The organism is Acinetobacter sp. ANC 3929, from assembly GCF_000369405.1.
Taxonomy (GTDB): Bacteria; Pseudomonadota; Gammaproteobacteria; order Pseudomonadales; family Moraxellaceae; genus Acinetobacter.
Genome location: NZ_KB850001.1, coordinates 40,401 through 60,003, shown reverse-complemented (window position 1 = coordinate 60,003; position 19,603 = coordinate 40,401). Strand labels below are relative to the sequence as shown.

The following is a 19,603-nucleotide window of genomic DNA, read 5'->3' as shown; positions in this document are numbered from 1 at the left end:
GTTGGGATTCGATTCAGTTAAAGCCATTTGGATTTTGCTTTTGCCAGTTCCAGCTGTCTGCCAACATGTCTTCCAGCGTATATTGTGGCTGCCAACCGAGCTCAGCTTTAGCCCGCGAAGCATCCGCATAAAATGCGGCTAAATCTCCAGATCTCCGCTCCGCAAATTCTGTTGGAATCTCAACGCCATTCACTTTTTCAAAAGTGTCTTTAATTTGCAGAACTGAAATCGGAGTTCCAGTGCCAATATTCCAAGCTCGGCACCCTTGATTGTTTAAACGATTGGTGACCGCCAAAACATGGGCCTGAGCCAAATCAACAACATGAATAAAGTCTCGTTCACAAGTACCATCTTTAGTTGGATAGTCATTGCCAAAAATCGACAGTTTTTCACGTCGCCCGACTGCTACCTGTGTGACATAAGGCATTAAATTATTTGGAATACCTTGAGGATCTTCACCAATCTGTCCACTTTTATGAGCACCGACTGGATTAAAATAACGTAGCAAAGCAATCGACCATCTTGAGTCTGCAAGTGCCATTTTCTCTAGCATCTGCTCAATAATCAGTTTGGTATAACCATAATTATTATTGGGCAAACTCAATGGCATCTCCTCCTGATATGGAGATGGATTCAACTCCCCATACACCGTCGCGGATGAGCTAAAAGCCAAGGTAAATACACCAGCTTTCTCCATTGACTTGAACAATTGAACACTACCCGCAATATTGTGATCGAAATACACCAATGGAATTTGCTGGCTCTCTCCCACAGCTTTTAAACCTGCAAAATGGATCACAGCATCAATCTGATAATCCTGAAAGACCTGATCTAATTCAACTTGATTGCGAATATCACCATGAACAAAGACCAAAGCTTTATTGGTCAGGTTCTGTACTTGACGCAAGGCTTCTTCAGAACTATTTGATAAGTTATCAAATACAACTACGTCATGATCTGCATTAAGCAACTCTAAACAGGTATGCGAACCAATATAGCCAGCGCCACCGGTCACTAAGATCTTAGCCATTTGTCTTTCCTAACAATATTTTAAGCAGACCTTGCGTTGATGCATCAAATGCTGATAGATCATCTTGCTCACGGTTTAAAACAGGTAACAGTTGATTAGCAATCTCTTTGCCTTTTTCAACACCCCATTGATCAAAAGGGTTGATATTCCACAGTACAGATTGCACAAACACTTTATGCTCATACATGGCAATCAACATCCCTAAGCTATAAGGATTGAGCTCTTTGAGTAAAATGGTTGAGCTCGGTTGATTGCCTTCATATTGTTTATATGCAGGTAAATCTTTAAGTTCATCCGCTGCTAGAGCCTGGTTTCCAAAAGCCAGTAAACGTGACTGTGCCAAACAATTTGATAGGGCTAAATGGTGCTGTTCTACCAGAGCTTCTGCACTTTCCGCATAGGTAAATTGATTCGCGTTATAACGTTTTACGGGTGCAATAAAATCGCAACTGACAGAATGTGTGCCTTGGTGCAGCAATTGATAAAAGGCATGCTGCGCATTGGGTCCCACTTCGCCCCAAACAATTGGACACGTTGCTGACTTTACCTTCTCACCATTACGCTGAATCGACTTACCATTCGATTCCATTTCTAGCTGCTGCAAATAGGCCGCAAAATATTTAAGCCGCCCGTCATAAGGCAAGACTGCATGAGTTTGAATATCCAGAAAATTATTATTCCATGCGCCTAATAGGCCCATCAAGACAGGAATATTCTGCTGAAATGGTGCAGTTTGAAAGTGTTGATCAATGGCATAAGCACCAGCTAATAATTGCTTAAACCCTTCAACTCCGATGGTCAATGCAATCGGTAAACCAATACATGACCAAAGTGAATAACGGCCACCGACCCAATCCCATAACAACAGCTGTTTGTCTTCTGCGATGCCCCATTCCGTCATTTTTTCAGGCTTGGTCGAAACCCCAATAAAATGATTTTTTAGAATTTCCGCATTTGTACCCAAGGCCTTTTCCAACCATTGGCGGACAGTCTGTGCATTCGATAAGGTGTCAATCGTGCCAAATGACTTTGAAGAAATAATAAATAAAGTCGTTTCAGGTCGAAGCTGATGCAACAATTCAGACAGCTGACTGCCATCCATCGTCGAAACGAAATGCACATCTAAAGGCTTTGCAGTTGTCACCTTAAAATCAGACAACGCATGGGTAACCATCACAGGACCTAGGTCCGATCCCCCCACACCAATATTGACCACATCTTGAATGACTTCGCCCGTCGCACCACGGTACTGACCCGCATGAATTTTATCAACCAAGCTATACATACGTTCAAGCTGTTGGTGCACTGCTTGATTAATCTCGGTAAAATCTGAATGAGATTGCGGTAGACGTAATGCCCAATGCATCGCAGCCCGATGCTCAGTATAATTAATCTGTTCAGAAGAAAAGAGTTTTTTGATCCATTGTTTTAAATCTTGTGATTGAGCTAAATCAACCAAGCTATTTAAAACATTCTGATCGAGACGATGCTTACTAAAATCTAAAACAATTTGATCATATTCAACCGAAAAATGTTTAAAGCGTGCAGGATCAGATGCAAATAATTGTTTGAGATGAATATCTTTCAATTGCTGTTGCAAAGATGACAAATGCTCCACCACCGAGCTCTGTTCCTTTAGTGCAAAGGGCTGAATCTGCTTGACCATCTTTTAACGCCCCACTCCCATATATGCAAAACCTTGTGCTTTGACATAATCTGGATCATAAATATTGCGACCATCCAAAATCAAAGGATGTGCCATAAGCTGTTCAAGCTGTTTGAATTCCGGGCTCCAGTATTGTTTCCATGCCGTTAATACACACAAACCATGCACATTTTTCACGGCATCATACTGATCCTGACAAAGGATCAGATCATCGCGTTGCCCGTACATTTGTTTAATTTCATCCAAAGCTTGTGGATCATGGAGATGAACTGTTACACCTTGCGCCCAGAGCGCAGCAAGCATTTGGTGAATAGGCGATTGCTGAATACTCGATGTATTTTCTTTAAAAGAGGCACCCCAGATCGCGACTGATTTACCTTGTAAATCACCATGATAGTAATTCCAAAACTTACGGAACAGGATTTCTTTTTGTTGCTCATTGATGTCCCAAACTTGAGCAAGGAGCTGGCTTTTCACGCCTGTATTTGCAACGGTGTTCGACAAGGTCAAAATATCATGAGAAAAGTTTTCACCACCAAAGCCTGCGCCTGGTGCTAAGTAAGCCGAGCCGATACGGCTATCTGCTGCCATACCCTGACGGACCGAAGCTATATCAATCCCAAGTTTTTCAGCCACAACAGCTAAATCATTAATGTAGCTGATCCGTGTCGCCAACATGCCAGAAATACTCAGTTTGGTAAACTCAGCATCTAAAATCGGCATAAACAAATATTGCTGCTCCAACGGGAAAAATGGTCGCAGCAATTCTTTCACTTTACTTTGAACCGCAACTTGAGTGCATCCAACAATGAGCTGTTTGGCCTGCGTTAAACTATGCAGTGCATTGCCCTCTTGTATCGTATCGGGCAAATACACCCAGTCATCTTCAGACAGGATTTGCTTAAAATGTTCAGTACCTTGTAAACCAAAGGTTGAGGCATTAATCATCAGCTTAGGATGAATGATTGGGCGTCGTTTCAACGACTGCAATAATTGAAAAACTTGCTGTTCTTGTGTTTGGTTAAAACTAAATAAGTAAGCATCAATATCTAAAGGAATACCCTCTAAATTTCGATAATTGAGAAAACCACTATTACGCTGTTTCTCTAATAAACGACTGACATTTTCATCATGAAATGCATATTGCTGATCATCAGAATTATCATCGAGATGGGAACACCAATAAACAAAATGTCCAGATTCAGACAATAATGCAGACATCACGCCTGCATATAAAGTATTACCAAAGATTGCAACTTTCATAACCACATGCCCTGAACTAGAGGGCTAATTCTTGGATTAAGCCCTTAAAATCTGCGCCCAATTTTGGATGCTCAATACCATAGTGTAATACAGCTTTTAAATAGCCCAATTTACTACCACAGTCAAAAGTTTGCCCTTTCATTCTATACGCTTCAACGGCTTCCGACTGTTGTAATGCTGCGATTGCATCAGTGAGCTGAATTTCATTCCCCGCACCACGTGGTGTGTTCTCTAAAAGTGCCATGATTTGAGCGGGTAAGATATAACGCCCAACAACCGAAAGATTTGAAGGCGCTGTACCTACAGCAGGCTTTTCAACAATGCCCTGCATCTGGATACTTTCACCCTCATTCGGTACAACTGCAACATCAACAATACCATATTGATCCACGAGATTGTCAGGCACTGCTTCTACCATAATTTGTGCTGCCTGCGACTGCTCAAAACGCTGAATCATCAATGACAAGTCGTTATCACTGCTTTGATTCTTGACCAACACATCGGGTAATAACACCGCAAATGCCTCATCACCCACAATGTCTTTGGCACAGAGTACCGCGTGCCCAAGTCCAAGTGGTTGTGGTTGGCGAACACTCACGACACTGACATGCTTCGGCAAAATATCAGTAATTTCTTTAAGCAGGTCAAATTTCTTTTTTTGCTCTAAAGTCGTTTCCAATTCAAAGTTGCGATCAAAGTAATTTTCAATCGACGCCTTGGATGAGTGGGTGACCAAAATAATCTGTTCTATACCGGCTTCAACGGCCTCACGCACTACATACTCAATCGCAGGACGATCTACAACCGTCACCATTTCTTTTGGGATTGATTTGCTCGCTGGCAAAAAACGTGTACCTAAACCTGCGACAGGTAAAATTGCTTTTTTGATCATTTCTTTCTCAGATTAATTAACTCTAACTTCACCGCTACGTTTATAGCCATCTACATAATGTTCAAGCTGGGTTAGAGCCCAGTCCACGTCATGATCGATTGCTGTCATTTGGTTGATTTTACCAAATACAATTTGAATTTCGTGTAATGGAAAATGTTTTTCAAACGAACGTAAGATACGGGTATGTTCAGTATATTCGGTATTGTCCTGATCAATCAGCAATTCTTCATAAAGTTTTTCACCTGGACGCAACCCACTATAGGCAATTTCAATATCGCCATCCAGTGAACCAGTTTCTCTCACTTTCAAACCGCTCAGCTTAATCATTTGGCGTGCCAGATCCTGAATTCGGACTGGTTCACCCATATCAAGCAAGAACACATCACCGCCAGAACCTAATGCACCCGCCTGGATCACCAACTGAGAGGCCTCAGGAATGGTCATAAAATAACGGGTAACATCAGGATGCGTCACAGTAATCGGTCCGCCTGTTGCGATCTGTTGTTTAAATAATGGAACAACAGAACCAGAAGAACCTAAAACATTACCAAAACGTACAATACTGATTTGTGTAGCGGGTTTGGTTTCAGCAACCGCTTGGCAATAGAGTTCAGCCATACGTTTTGAGGCACCCATTACATTGGTCGGTCTCACCGCTTTATCGGTTGAAATCAACACAAAAGTTTCAACCCCTTTCGTCACTGCAGCATTTAAACTATTTGCAGTACCAATGGCATTGTTTTTTAAGCCAGCGATTGGATTACATTCCACTAATGGGACATGCTTATAGGCAGCAGCGTGATAAACTGTTTGGATGTGATATTGTTCAATAATACGTTCAAGTTTCTGCTGATCTTGTACCGTCCCTAAAATTGGAACAATCTCGCAGCTTGCGCTTTGTCTTAACTCTTTATCAATATCATATAAAGCAAATTCTGTGAGCTCATAAAGCACCAACATTTTCGGTTGGTTCTTGATAATTTGTCGACACAGTTCCGAACCAATTGAACCACCTGCACCTGTCACCATCACGATTTTATTTTGAATATTTTTAGCAATCAAATGAGCAACTGGCGGAACTGGATCACGGCCTAATAAATCAATAATATCAACTTCTTGTATATCTGAAACTTGTATTTCACCATCAACCAGACGGGTTAAGCCAGGCAGTTCTGTAATTTTTAAGTGCGCAATTTCAAACTGCTGAATAATTTCAGCTTTACGTACTCGCCCAACTGAAGGAAGTGCAAGTAAAATTTCTTCTATACGATCTTTTTTAAAGCGATGTAGTGCCTTTTCAACAGAGTAAACTTTTAAGCCACCGACAGTCTGTCCCTGTAAAGATGCAAAATCATCAATAAAGAAAACTGGTAAGTGGTCATCAGAACGATGTAATGCAGCTGCGATTTGCTGTCCCGCATCTCCCGCTCCATAAATTGCAATTCTTTTTCGCCCAATCTCTGAATAGAAAGAAGCTTTAATAATAAAACGAATAACGGCACGACTCATCCATACCCATGCAAACATCATAAATCCATACATAAATGGAATCGACATTGGGATATAAGCTGGTGTGAGTACATTCAAAATGTACAGGGCTACCATTGTCAGTGAAACAGCAATCGCTAATTTAACAATAAAGACTTCGTTAAAAGTTCGAACAATAAAATGATAAACGCCAGTTAGTCCTAGACTTGCAACCGTAATGAGACTGATCAAGACAATACCATAATCAATCCCAGGAATAACCTCTGCACCTAAATCAAATAAACGAATGACATAGCACAACCATAAAATCACAGGAAAAGCGAAAGCATCCAAAAAAACCAGAAATATCTGTTTAAATAGCCTTGGTGCTGAGGCGAATTGATGAATAATCTTTTTCACAATGCTCTTCTAATCATCCATTTTACAGTTTGATCTTTATACGCATTTCTCATAGAACTAGAAATGACTTTTACATACTGATTACATAATCATAAACGCAAGAGTTTGACCTTAAGTCGCGCTCTTGTCGTTGTTTTCACGCTGACTCAATCGCACTTTTTACGTTTTGAATGGCACGAACTGTTTTGACTATACTGTCTTGGCTTAAGCTTGGGTGTACCAAAAACATCAGACTGGTCTCACCGAGTTGTTGCGCATTCTGCAAACGCTGCTCTGGACGCCATGGTGTCTCATCAAAGGCATGCTCTAAATATACCTCTGAACAAGAACCGCTAAAACAAGGTACATTTTGCGCATTAATTTCTTGCATAATTCGATCGCGCGACCAGCCATCCGGTAATGCAGCTAAATTGACTTGCACATAACATTTATAATGGGCATGCACATAATCACTTGAAGGCAAATGAATCGTAAAATAAGGAGAATCTACAAATGCTTTCAGAATGTGTTCTGCATTCTCAGTTCGCTTTTGTATCCACTCTGTCATACGTGTCAGCTGAATACGGCCAATTACTGCCTGCATTTCCATCATACGCCAGTTGGTACCAAAAGAATCATGTAACCATCGGAATCCTGGCGGATGTTGTTTATTATAAACGCTATCGTAGCTTTTGCCATGATCTTTATAAGACCACATTTTCTTCCAAAGGCCTTCGTTGTTGGTGGTGACCATACCACCTTCACCACCTGTGCTCATAATTTTATCTTGGCAGAAAGACCAAGCCGAAATATGCCCAATTGAACCCGCTGGTTTACCCTTATATTGTGCACCATGCGCTTGCGCACAGTCTTCAATCACATACAGCCCTTTTTCCGCAGCAAGCTGCATAATTGGATCCATATCACACATCCAACCTGCCAAATGCACACAAATAATCGCTTTGGTATTTGGTGTAAGTACTGCTTCAATGGTACGACGTGAAATATTCTGAGAATCCAGCTCAACATCAGCAAAAATAGGATTAGCCCCAGCCGTTACAATTGAACTTGCAGAAGCGAGGAAGGTGCGTGAAGTGACGATCACATCATCACCAGCCCCAATTCCCAAAGCTTTTAAAGCCACATCTAAGGCAACGGTACCGTTGGTTAAAGCCACCGCATACTCAGTACCAGCAAATGTTGCGAACTCTTTTTCAAACTCTCGGCATTCTTGCCCTGTCCAATAATTTACTTTATTTGAAAGTAATACATCTTTAACTGCGTCTGCTTCTTGTTGCGTAAAACTTGGCCATGGCTCGAATGCTGTGTTCAACATTGTAATTTCCTGATCTATAAAATAATACGGCTTACTTCTTTTCTAAAATTCTTGCAGGGTTACCAATTACAGTTACGCCTGCTGGCACACTCTTAGTTACCACTGCACCCATCCCAACTACAGCACCTTTACCAATTACCAATGGCTTGTCTGGTGTTCCTTGTTTGATTACTGCACCTGTACCAATATAGGCATGGTCCTCAATATGAATATTACCATTACATTTTACCCCTGGTGCAAAGGTAACGTAATCACCAATCACACAGTCATGAGCGACATAACTATAAATATTAGCGTGGAAAAACTTGCCAATTTTAATATTTGAGGTCAAACAAGTGAATGGGCAAAGTAGACTCCCTTCACCGATCTCTACCTCATCTAAAACCACTGTATTGTCTGCTTGTATCGCTAAATGTTGAACTCCATCCTCATTTAGACGCACGACTAGTTTTTCACGAACAATACTGTTCGCGATCGCAATCGTTACAGCCTTATGTGTAGCTGTGTTATTAATAAAATCTGTGTAGGTTAAAACTGAATAACCATTCAGGCTTCCACCTGCTTGGCCATCATCAATAAAAACAAATTGTTCTTTTTTCAAAGTTGGAAATTTTTGACGGACTAATGGCATCACTTCTTTACCAAAACCGCTCGCACCGTAAACACCAATAAATTCTGTCACTTATTTAACTCCTTATTATTTGTTCCTGTAAATTTACTCATCGTCGCCTCTCCAGCTTCACTGATATCATCTTTGGCTATGACCTTCTTCACTGTCTGCAACATAATTTTAAAATCTAACCAAAGTGATCTATTTTCCACATACCATGTATCAAGTTTAAATTTTTGTTCCCAACTAATCGCATTACGCCCATTGACCTGTGCATGCCCAGTCATGCCTGGACGTACATCATGACGTTTGGCTTGTTCTTTGTTGTATAGAGGTAAATATTCCATCAGTAATGGACGTGGTCCCACAACACTCATATCCCCCTTAATCACATTCCAAAGCTCGGGCATTTCGTCCAGACTGGTCGAACGTAACATCTTACCAAAAGGTGTTAGGCGGTCACTATCAGGTAAAGGATTGCCCTGTTCATCAAGTGCATCCTTCATGGTGCGAAACTTAATCATTTCAAACGGTTTACCATGCAAGCCTGGACGAACCTGACGGAACAAAACGGGTGAACCTAAGTTCTTCTTTACCTTATGTGCAACATAAAAATATAAAGGTGAAAGCAAAATCAACGCGGTTGAAGCAATAACAATATCCAGTAAACGTTTAAGCATATTACGCTCCCGTAACCCAATCAGAAAACTTCTGTGAAAGAATAGAACGATTAAACTGCTCTTTGGCGACCTGTTGACTATTTCTGCCCATTTCAATCAGTTGCTCTCGCTGATTAGCTGCCTGTTCCAAGGCATTGGCAAACGCTTGAGGATTCTCTGGGGGTACAGCAAAACCACATTGCTCTTTGGTAATTAACTCCGCTAACCAACCCGGATAATTATTTAAAACGGGTAAACCCGCTGAAATGTAATCAAAAAATTTATTCGGTGAGGTTCCATAATAAAAGGCAGGGACATTGGCTAAAATTTGTAACCCCACATCAGCACTCGCCATGAGACCTGCCAACTTTGCTTTATTAACAGGATTATGAAAAATTACATTATCAAGTTTTAGCTCAGTTGCACGTTCAACTAAAGCCTTCTTCTGCATGCCATCACCAACCAGAACCAATTTAATATCCGTTCTTTGACGTTTTTTCAATTCAACTGCCGCGTCTAACACGGCATTAAGACCATTGGCCAAGCCATGTGTGCCAGTAAAAATTGCCATAAGGTCTGTTGGTTGAACGCCCTCAGGCCGCCATGCTTGATGTTCAGATGCAAAAATATCTAAATCACACCCATTCGGAATAGAGGCTACTTTTTCAGGCGCAATCCCACGTTTGATTATACCGTCTACAATACCAGGAGAGAGACCAACCAAACGATCCGCTGAATGGTAAGAAGTCCATTCAAGTACAGACATCAACCATAAAACCACTGGGTTTTTGATCACACCCATCGCTTTAGGCAGCTCTGGCCATAAATCCCGTACCTCAAAGACGAATGGTTTCCGTCTTAGCCATTTAGCAAAAATACCAGGGATACCTGCCGTCAATGGTGTTGTCGTTGCAAATACAACATCATACTGTTCAGTTAAAGCAACTTTAATCGATTTAAAAGCAAAACTTAAAAAAATTAAAATCCGTTTGAGGAAAGACAGCGTATTCGAATAATGCAATTCGAATTCAATAATATTGATACCATCGACTACACCACGACGCATTCCCTTATCAAAAGGCTGAGTTAAACCCGTTTGCCCTGCTCCAAAAGATCCACAAACCATCGTCACCTGATGGCCATTACGAATAAGTGATTGAGCCATAGCATAAGAACGGATTCCTGCTGACCCTTTGGGTGTAGAAAAATGCTGATGGAAATATAAAATTTTCATGTTAAATCTTTAATTACAGTAAAAATTGTAGTCGCTTGTGTAGCAGTCACTTCTAAAACAGGCACTTTGCTCTTTTGATAGTAGTACCTAGACTCCTCTCCTTCACTCCAACGAAGAGTTATCGGATGCTCAGCCTCTAAAATAATCTCTATTTGACCATTGCTTAGAACATTATTCTCAAGAGTCCAATGATCTGGCTGTAAACGCCAACGTAAGATCGCTTGTTGCTTAAAACCAGAAATATTATCTGCTATTTTAATTGCATTATCTGTTAATGAAATTTTACGGTGATGTGTACAACCCCAATGATCTTGATAAGCACAACCAAATTCATTAGTGCTATATGTTAATTCTTTTGGTGTCAGCCATGCACCGAATAAAAAGCGACTTAAACGCGGCATTTGTTGGTGTTGATCAAATTCAACGGTATTGTGACTGGCAACGCCAGAAAAGTAGTTTAAATCTTCTACGGTGGAATTATAACTATAAGTTCCACCATCACGTAAAAGGTTTTGTCCTTTAAACCAAACATCCAGATGCAATGCATCACATTGACTTGGACGAAATTTGAATTTCGGCAATTTGAATGCAATAAAGAAATTATTATTTTGAGAACTAATCAAACCGCTTTCATTAAAAAATTGATTTCGCGAAGGCAGTTCAAAGTTTTCTTGCTTCAATTTTTGTATTTGAAAGAACGTTAGGCTTTCATCATATGAATCTGGTTCTGGATAATAACGATGTTGATGGAATAATGTACTTGCCAACTGAACTGTTGGTCTAAAATCACGATAATCCGTTTGGCTTACAGGAATCAGTCTTGCACCATCATTGGCACCTAAATTAGGAACATCCCCATTAGCTTGGGTTAATACATATAACCAGTCTGTCGCTTTCTGTAGTTGACGATATAACTGTCCTGAAAAAGGCTTTAATTCGAATTTTTGGCGGACGATTTCAGCTAAGCAATAAGAATCCAGCATCACTCGATGGTAATTAATCGAATATTGACTAAAACCACCGTCTTGCATAATGAGCTTGCTTGCACGGTTCAGCAACCATTTTTCACCCAATGCCTGCCACCGCTGATATTGAGGCTTAGGTTTCCAAAGATTTAGAACAGCTCCACCAATATACAATGCCGCTGCCTCAGAGGTCCCATGATTATTATCCTGAGCAATGGCATAATCAATTGTGGGTTCGATACGCTTTAAATGCGCCTCGATAAATGCACAGACATTGTCATGCGGATGTTTCTGTTGCTCTAAACCGATCAGTGCAGTAATGATATGCATGACACGGATGGATGCTTCCTGCCCACATTTCCAATTCGGCCCAAAATAAGCAGGGTTCTTCTTACACCAATCATTCAACCATAAATCAAGCTGAAGCAATGCTTGCCCATCTCTCACTTGACGCTCGTGTAGAACAAGGTCGATTAGCCAGTCAAAACGAGAAGCCTCCCAGATGCCTTTAATATCACCAACATTTCCATCAAAATCTGGAATTTGATACCACGCCTTCGCTGTATTTTGAAAGGTATGCTGGGTTAAAGGGCTATAGAACCAATTCGGAAGCTGTCCAGCCACTGGATACTTGAGGTATCCAAAGGCTGTTAACGTTGAGTTTACGGGCACATTCATTGTGCCAGTGGGTACACTCTGACTAAAGAAGCAACCCGCTGGCAATTGTGCAGACAACTTTTGTACAGGGTTTAGACCTGTTTTTACGCCCACACGATATTTAAACACTCTGAACAAATTAAACAGCCCTAATGCAAGCGCTGTTTGACCTTTCATGACTAAACTCATGTTTGTGCTCTTAAAATTTCGGTAACCTGAATGGTCACTCTAGCAACTTCAAAAATTTCATCGGCAGGAATTGGTGCTTCTTTTCCATCTCGAATACTGTCTACAAAGACTGCAGCACAAGCATCTTGACCTTTATCTTGACGCCACAGATTCATCTTGTTAAAACCAGGCCAGCCAAATGCTTTTAGCTTTCTGAAATTATCTAATTGTAGTACTCGACCTGCTGTAAAGACTTCTACACGCTCTTTAGGGAAGCTTGAAGCGCCATTTGCCAAGTAGAAAATGGTGCCAAATGACCCATCTTCAAAACCAAGCGTAATTGAAGCCTTATCTTCTAGAACCTGTACTGCATCAGTTTCGCCCATACGTCGAGCCTGAATAGAAACAATTTTTGAACCTGCTAGGAAGCGCATCAAGTCGATAAAGTGACATGCTTCTCCAATGATACGCCCACCACCAACTGCATTATCTTGTGTCCAATGATCCGCGGGTATCGCACCTGCATTCATGGTCATGATAAAGCTTTTCGGCTCTTTCACTGTATCTAGCAAAGTTTTCATTTTTTGCACTTGTGGTGAGAAACGACGGTTGAAGCCCACCATGACTCGTGCATATTGATTATTCTGGATATTTTGATTGTAGACCGCTTCAATTTTTTCAATTTCTTCGACAGTCAGAGCCAATGGCTTTTCAACAAAAACATTCTTACCTGCCGATAAAACTCTTTCTACAAAGTATGCATGGCTATTATGGCGGGTCGCGATCGCGACGGTATTGATATCTTTATTATTTAATAAACCATCCAGATCTGTCGAAGCTTCGGCAAATCCTGTTTTTTCGCCATGAATGACTCCATTAATGCCACCAGAGGTTACGATGGTATGTAATTGAGAAGATGCTTTTTTGAAAGCGGGTATCAACACACGTGAAGCATAGTTGCCTGCCCCAATAAAACCAACGACAGCATTCTTTGGCTCAATAGAAATTGGACGTAATACCACTCGCTTTTCTAAACGAGTTTCGACTGGAGAGTTATATTTAAGCAATAAACCCAAACCAGATTTATCTTCCGTCAATGCATCATACGCTTTAGGTGCATCTTCAAATTCAAATCGTTGCGTAATTAATGGTTCTACATTTAAGGTACCCGCAGCCATCATATCTAAAACAGCAACAAAGTTACGTTGCTCAGTCCAGCGAACAAAGCCAAGTGGATAATCATTCCCCTTCTCTTCATATCCAGTATCATAACGACCTGGACCATATGAACAAGAAACTTGGAAACTGAGTTCTTTTTCATAGAAATCAGCGCGGTTTAACTCTAAGCCTGTTACACCGACTAGAATAATACGACCACGTTTTCGGCTCATTCGCGCTGCTTGAATAACTGGATCACTGACCTTGGTTGACGCGGTAATAATGACACCATCGACACCCGCACCACGGCTAAATGCCAGACCCACAGCCACAGGATCTTCACCTTTACCAGGATTACAGATCTCTGCACCAAATTGTTTTGCCAAATCTAATTTACTTTGATCGAAATCAATGGCAAGAACGCGACAGCCATTTGCTCTTAGCATCTGAATGGTGAGTAGACCAATCAGACCCGCACCTGTCACGACAAAGCTTTCGCCCAAAGTTGGTTGAGCAAGTCGAATACCTTGCAAGCCAATACTTGCGACAACAGCAAAGGAAGCCGATTCATCACTGACATTATCTGGAATTTTTGCACAAAGGTTTTTAGGTACTTTCACCATATCCGCATGTGGGCCATTTGACACAACACGATCGCCAACTTGGAAATCATCTACATTGGCACCTACTTCATGCACGATACCCACATTGCAATAACCTAATGCAAGTGGTTGGGCCAACTTAGACTTTACCGCATCGTAAGTTGTTAATAGACCATCTGTTTGTACTTTTTCCAGTACCATTTTCACTTTTTCTGGTTGCTGGCGTGCTTTATCAATTAGAGATGCCTTACCAAATCCAACCAACATACGTTCTGTTCCAGCAGAAATAAGCGAAGTCGTTGTGGAAATCAGTAAATGACCTTTTGAACATTGTGGTACTGGAGCTTCGGTCACAGTGGTACCACCATTTGCCATATCTTGAAGAATTTGTTTCATAAATTACCTTAATCTTTTACTGTGCCTGAAGAAAGTCTAGAGAGTCTTAACTGGTCTAAATAACCGTTTGATAAAAAAGCCCAAAAAAACAATGCAATAGGAAAACTATTGTGTAGTAAAGTAACTTCAAAGAATTCACGGAATAAAAGAGCTACAAATAATAAAAAGGAAAAATAATATCCTTTTTTAAATAATCTAATAATAGAAAATATACTAGCCATGGCAAATAGAAATAGACCAACAATGCCATAAGATGAAATAATATATACATAGCCGGAGTGGGCACTTAATTTACTACCAATTATTGCCTCGTAATCAGTTCCTCCTCCCAGTCCAACTATATAGTTAGAAAAACTCATATTCGAAAAAATGAGATCCCAAATTTCAAAACGGCCTGACTCAAGACGTTTACCTGTTTTATCAATAACCAATTGAGCAAAATCATCAGAGTTTAAATAGTCATAGAGCCCAGATTTAAAGAATAAAATGGCTAGTACAGCAAATCCAATTAGAGATAGGATTCTTAATGAAGTCCTTAAATTAAATATCTTAAATAAGAAATATCCGACCACTAAACCTAATATCGCTGAGCGCGTTCCAGATAAAACAATAAAAACCAAGCACAGCAAAGAGAAAAGATAATATATTTTTGTTTGTTTTGAAAAAAAGACAACAAGGAAAATTAGACCACATACACCGATATAATTGCTATTACCAAAAATAGGAGTTATAAAAAAATGTACAAAAGCCATTAATAGATAAAAGAAAGCACCTATTAGTATTGCTTTATCTACCTTAAAACTAAAATTTAAATTCCTCAAAACAAAGGTACTTAGAAAAAGTAATATTGTTTGCAGCAACAACCCTAAACCGTAAAAATTTTTGGCACGAACACCTACCCAAAATACTAACAAAAGGAAGAAAAAAAGAGATTTTTCTAGTTTTACAACTAAGCCTCCTTTAAACAAATAACATAAAACAAGAAAACCTGCTAATGAATATGTCATCCCTCTTGCTAGCATAACAATAGGTTCATAGTCTAAGCCAACCAATGTTATTGCAATTGTTAGAAAACTTAATATAAGTAGAACTATAACATTTGACGAACTATAGAAATTTGTTTGATAGCTCATAGAATTCCTGATCCGAATTTAACTCATAAGTGTGGACACCTGAGTATCTTTTACAAACATTTGAGGCAATTACTGGTATACCAAACTCTACAGCATCAGCGCATGCTATTCCGAAACTATCTTCTAAGGTTGGTCTTAAATACAAATTTGATTTAGAAAGGTAAAAATTAAAAATATCTTCATCTTTATCTAAGAAAACCACTATCCTAGGATGGTTAAGTTTTAAAAGCTCATCCTTCAGCTCACCTTCGCCATATAGAAAAAGAAATAAAAAAAGGTTCTCGTTTCTACTAACAAGATCAATCAGTAAATGATGCTGATATAAGGGCCTAGGGAAACCCGAACCCACCAGTATTTTATAACCTTGATTTATTTTATCTAACAGAACTTCCTTTTCAACTTTTTCAATGTCTACAAGTGTTGCAGGAACATAAGAAGTTTCTTGAATTATATTGAGATCTGATTTAAATCCCCGATAAAACTCCTCTTGCCTGTGATTTAAAGCATATATTCTATCGAACCTCATTAGAATATTTTTAATTATAAATCTCGGTAATTTACTTGATAAATGACCATGATGTAGCATTAAAGACCACTCATTATTTATCTTTGGTAGAAAAATAAAAAATACTAGGCTATTCCCAGAGGAGAAATTAAAGAAGAAATCCTTATTTCTATATTTTAATTGAGCTAAAAAAACCAGAAAAATAGCGACAATTTTATTTTTAGCTAACTTATAATGACCAGAAAAATTCTTAGGAATTTTTTTATCTTCACTTGGGTACAAATCCAATAGCATTACAACATATTGAGAGTAGGCCTTAATTAATCTACTCAAAAATGTAGTTACTCCACCAATTGGATTTGGTATTCCACCGATAATGATCGTTTCTTTATTAATTTTCATAGACACTCCTCATTTCTCTTCCAAACTTGAATGAAGACTGAAAATCTTATAAAAAATCATCAGATAAACACATAACATAATTAAAATATAGATTGTTAGGAAAGTAACAAAATCGAATTTAAAAATATAAATTAATGCTGGAAGCATAATAACTAACAGGAAAAACCTAAGCCCTTCGTACAACAAAGAAATATTCACTTTATTCCACAATGGCAAAAGTGTTGTGAACGGTTGTAAAAGACTATCAAAAACAAAATAAAATACTAAAGGCAACAGCAAATAAGCGTAAGGTGACCACTGGCTACCTAGAACTAAAACAGTTAACTCATCTTTAAAAAAATAAGTTATTAATAACGAAACAGATAAAACACCTAAAAAGAGAAAAAAGCGAGTTAGAGAAAATACTTTAGAAAAAGCGTGATAAAATTTTTCTTTGGAAGAAAATTCTCCATTAAAATATATAAGTAAGTTTCGTCTTACAACACTTAGAGGTGCACTTATCATTTGGGAAAATACGAAATATGCTCCTATGATTTTTTTATCATAGAACATTCCACCAACAAATACAGGGATAAGGGGAGTACTATACTGCATGAAACTTATTAAAGAGTTCTTTCCAGCTTCAGAAATATTTTCCTTATAAAACCTACGAAGAGATGCTAAATCAACCTCAACCCATTTATTTTTTAAGAGAAAAATGAACCCGATTAAACCTAATAAAAATTGAGACCCACCATAAGCCCACAACAACCCCTTTAATTCATATGGGGAAATGTAAGCTAAAGCAGCAATAATAAATACTGTTATTACCTGTATAAATCTCAAAGCTATAAAGTAATTATATTTTTTTTGTGCCACAAAAAATTGAGTGAGGTTATTAAAAAGACTAAAACCAAAACCAAATAAAAACAAAATGATTAAATTATAATCTAACAATTGAAAGAAATATTGAATAATAAAGAAAATCAACAAAATGATTAAATTAAAAAAAAGACTCGAAATATTAGATAAAAAGTATGCTCCAACTTTATCCAATATACTTTCTTTTAATAAAATATAATCAAAACGCAGCCCCCCTATAATTGCCATTATTGATCCAAAGCTTGCATAGAATGCAAGCTCACCAAAATCATCCACCAAATAAATACGAGAAAAAACTAAAGTCGACAGCAACATCAATACCTGAACAAGAATTCCACTGCTCATCAACTTTATAAAAATTCTCATCTACTAGTCCTTTCCTTAATTTTTTTCAAAGGAAGACCAGCATATACACCATAATTATCTGTTGTTTTGCTTTTGACTATAGAGCTAGCACCAATAACACATCCTGTTTGAATGACAGTATTGAGTAAAATCATACTATTTTTACCAATCCACACATCATCCTTTATTTCTATTTCACCAACCTCTAAACCTTGCTGTGAAATTAACTCTTCCGAGTTTAAGTAATTATGCTGTGAGTCTCTAATTGAAACCCCTTCAGCAATAAGTACATTATTTCCTATTCTTACTTTATTGGACACGGCAATATTTATTGTGTTCGTTAGTTTAAGGTTATCTCCAATTTCGAGTACACCACCTGGCGGTATATCAAATTGTATAAAAGAACCTATATCGCATTTTTTACCAAACTTAATTCCTTTATGTGGAGGGTATTTGAAAATGACATTTTTCCCAACTTTAGGAACTCCTTTACAAATACCACCACATAAATTAATTAACAAAAATAATTTTAGACCACGATAGTAATCACCAATTCTAAAAAAAAATTTGAATAGGCTATACATTTATAAAATGCCTTTCGTATCTACTAAATATGAAAAAGAGAAGTTCATATTTTTAAACTGTTTATGATCTACCAAAATCAAATGGATATCTGCTTGTTGATGCTCCTCAAGAGCAATCAATTTAATATTTGAAGGCAGCTTGGCAGGAAGCTCTTGAATATTCGGTTCTATAGCAAGGATATTAAAACCTTGTTCAGCCAACTTTTTTGTGATTTCGAGTGCTGGGCTCTCACGTAGATCATCAATATCAGGTTTAAAGGCCAAACCGTAGCAAGCGATCGTGACATTTTGAATCGTCTTATTTGGATTTGCTTGTAAGAAATCCGCAATTTTAATTTTAACCTGATCAATAACCCATTCAGGTTTGGCATCATTCACTTCACGCGCAGTACGAATCAAACGAGCTTGTTCTGGTGTCTTTGCCACAATAAACCAAGGATCAACCGCAATACAGTGACCGCCGACCCCTGGTCCTGGCTGTAAAATATTGACGCGCGGATGACGGTTCGCCAGTGAAATCAACTCCCATACATTGATATCTAACTTGTCACAAATAACTGAAAGCTCATTTGCAAAAGCAATATTGACGTCACGGAATGAGTTCTCTGTCAATTTACACATTTCTGCAGTACGAGCATTGGTTTCAATACATGCACCTTTTACAAAGATTTTGTATAAATCACATGCTGCTTTTGAACAACGTGGTGTCATTCCGCCAATAATACGGTCATTACTGATCAACTCTTGTAAAACTTTACCTGGCAACACACGTTCTGGGCAGTGCGCGACTAAAATATCAGCCTCTTCACCCTTTTGTTGCGGGAAGCTTAAATCTGGACGCGCTTCACTTAACCAAGCCGACATTTGTTCAGTCGCTTCCACAGGTGATGTCGACTCTAAAATAACCAAATTACCTGGCTTTAAAAAAGGTGCTAAAGCCTTAGCAGCAGATTCAATATATTTTAGATCTGGCTGATAATCATCTTTAAAAGGTGTCGGAACTGCAACAATATAAGCATCTGCTTCAGTCGGTGCCAATTGAGCAGACAATTTACCCTGAGCAACGACGTCACGGACCAAAGCATCTAAATCAGGTTCAACAATATGAACTTTACCTTGATTAATCATATCGACCGCATGTTGATTCACATCAACACCCGTCACTTTTACCCCATGTGCAGCAAATGTCGCAGCTGTTGGTAAACCAATATAACCTAGTCCTATAACACAGATATGCTTGAATGAATTGCTCATACTCTATACTTTTAAAT

At 38.8% G+C, this 19,603-nt stretch carries 16 protein-coding genes; all 16 read right to left on the bottom strand.

Annotated elements, in window-relative coordinates; genetic code table 11:
- Window positions 1–13 precede the first annotated feature (13 nt).
- The gene (galE, locus tag F909_RS02030; protein ID WP_005154317.1) at window positions 14–1,030 is read right to left on the bottom strand and encodes a UDP-glucose 4-epimerase GalE; all 1,017 of its coding nucleotides are present in this window, start codon (window positions 1,028–1,030) and stop codon (window positions 14–16) included.
- Window positions 1,023–2,696, bottom strand: a complete 1,674-nt coding sequence (gene pgi, locus F909_RS02035) for a glucose-6-phosphate isomerase (protein WP_005154315.1) — start codon at window positions 2,694–2,696, stop codon at window positions 1,023–1,025. The genes galE and pgi overlap by 8 nt, the downstream gene beginning before the upstream one ends.
- Before the next feature lie 3 nt (window positions 2,697–2,699).
- Complete coding sequence (locus tag F909_RS02040) at window positions 2,700–3,959, bottom strand: nucleotide sugar dehydrogenase (protein WP_005154311.1); 1,260 nt, start codon at window positions 3,957–3,959, stop codon at window positions 2,700–2,702.
- A gap of 16 nt (window positions 3,960–3,975) precedes the next feature.
- The gene (gene galU / locus F909_RS02045; RefSeq protein ID WP_005154309.1) at window positions 3,976–4,851 is read right to left on the bottom strand and encodes a UTP--glucose-1-phosphate uridylyltransferase GalU; all 876 of its coding nucleotides are present in this window, start codon (window positions 4,849–4,851) and stop codon (window positions 3,976–3,978) included.
- A gap of 12 nt (window positions 4,852–4,863) precedes the next feature.
- Entirely contained in the window at window positions 4,864–6,738 is a 1,875-nt protein-coding gene (locus F909_RS02050) for a polysaccharide biosynthesis protein (protein WP_005154308.1), read from the bottom strand.
- Window positions 6,739–6,874: 136 nt separating this feature from the next.
- A complete protein-coding gene (locus F909_RS02055) occupies window positions 6,875–8,053 on the bottom strand; it encodes a DegT/DnrJ/EryC1/StrS family aminotransferase (RefSeq protein WP_005154302.1) in 1,179 nt (392 codons plus the stop codon).
- Window positions 8,054–8,084: 31 nt separating this feature from the next.
- Entirely contained in the window at window positions 8,085–8,735 is a 651-nt protein-coding gene (locus tag F909_RS02060) for a NeuD/PglB/VioB family sugar acetyltransferase (protein WP_005154301.1), read from the bottom strand.
- Entirely contained in the window at window positions 8,732–9,343 is a 612-nt protein-coding gene (locus F909_RS02065) for a sugar transferase (RefSeq protein WP_005154297.1), read from the bottom strand. The genes F909_RS02060 and F909_RS02065 overlap by 4 nt, the downstream gene beginning before the upstream one ends.
- Before the next feature lies 1 nt (window position 9,344).
- Window positions 9,345–10,556, bottom strand: coding sequence for a glycosyltransferase family 4 protein (locus F909_RS02070; RefSeq protein WP_005154295.1), 1,212 nt, complete (start codon window positions 10,554–10,556; stop codon window positions 9,345–9,347).
- Complete coding sequence (locus tag F909_RS02075; protein WP_005154293.1) at window positions 10,553–12,367, bottom strand: heparinase II/III domain-containing protein; 1,815 nt, start codon at window positions 12,365–12,367, stop codon at window positions 10,553–10,555. Before F909_RS02075 ends, F909_RS02070 begins: the two co-directional genes overlap by 4 nt.
- A complete protein-coding gene (locus F909_RS02080; protein ID WP_005154292.1) occupies window positions 12,364–14,502 on the bottom strand; it encodes a bi-domain-containing oxidoreductase in 2,139 nt (712 codons plus the stop codon). Before F909_RS02080 ends, F909_RS02075 begins: the two co-directional genes overlap by 4 nt.
- An 8-nt stretch (window positions 14,503–14,510) precedes the next feature.
- Window positions 14,511–15,635 (bottom strand): O-antigen ligase family protein, encoded by a 1,125-nt coding sequence (locus F909_RS02085; protein ID WP_005154290.1) that lies wholly within the window; start codon window positions 15,633–15,635, stop codon window positions 14,511–14,513.
- Window positions 15,610–16,542 carry a glycosyltransferase gene (locus F909_RS02090; RefSeq protein ID WP_005154288.1) on the bottom strand — a complete coding sequence of 311 codons (933 nt, stop codon included), beginning with the start codon at window positions 16,540–16,542 and terminating at the stop codon, window positions 15,610–15,612. Before F909_RS02090 ends, F909_RS02085 begins: the two co-directional genes overlap by 26 nt.
- A gap of 9 nt (window positions 16,543–16,551) precedes the next feature.
- Window positions 16,552–17,769 carry a polysaccharide biosynthesis protein gene (locus F909_RS02095; protein ID WP_005154285.1) on the bottom strand — a complete coding sequence of 406 codons (1,218 nt, stop codon included), beginning with the start codon at window positions 17,767–17,769 and terminating at the stop codon, window positions 16,552–16,554.
- Complete coding sequence (locus F909_RS02100) at window positions 17,766–18,332, bottom strand: acyltransferase (protein ID WP_005154283.1); 567 nt, start codon at window positions 18,330–18,332, stop codon at window positions 17,766–17,768. The genes F909_RS02095 and F909_RS02100 overlap by 4 nt, the downstream gene beginning before the upstream one ends.
- The gene (gene wecC / locus F909_RS02105) at window positions 18,333–19,586 is read right to left on the bottom strand and encodes a UDP-N-acetyl-D-mannosamine dehydrogenase (protein ID WP_005154281.1); all 1,254 of its coding nucleotides are present in this window, start codon (window positions 19,584–19,586) and stop codon (window positions 18,333–18,335) included.
- Between the last annotated feature and the right edge of the window lie 17 nt (window positions 19,587–19,603).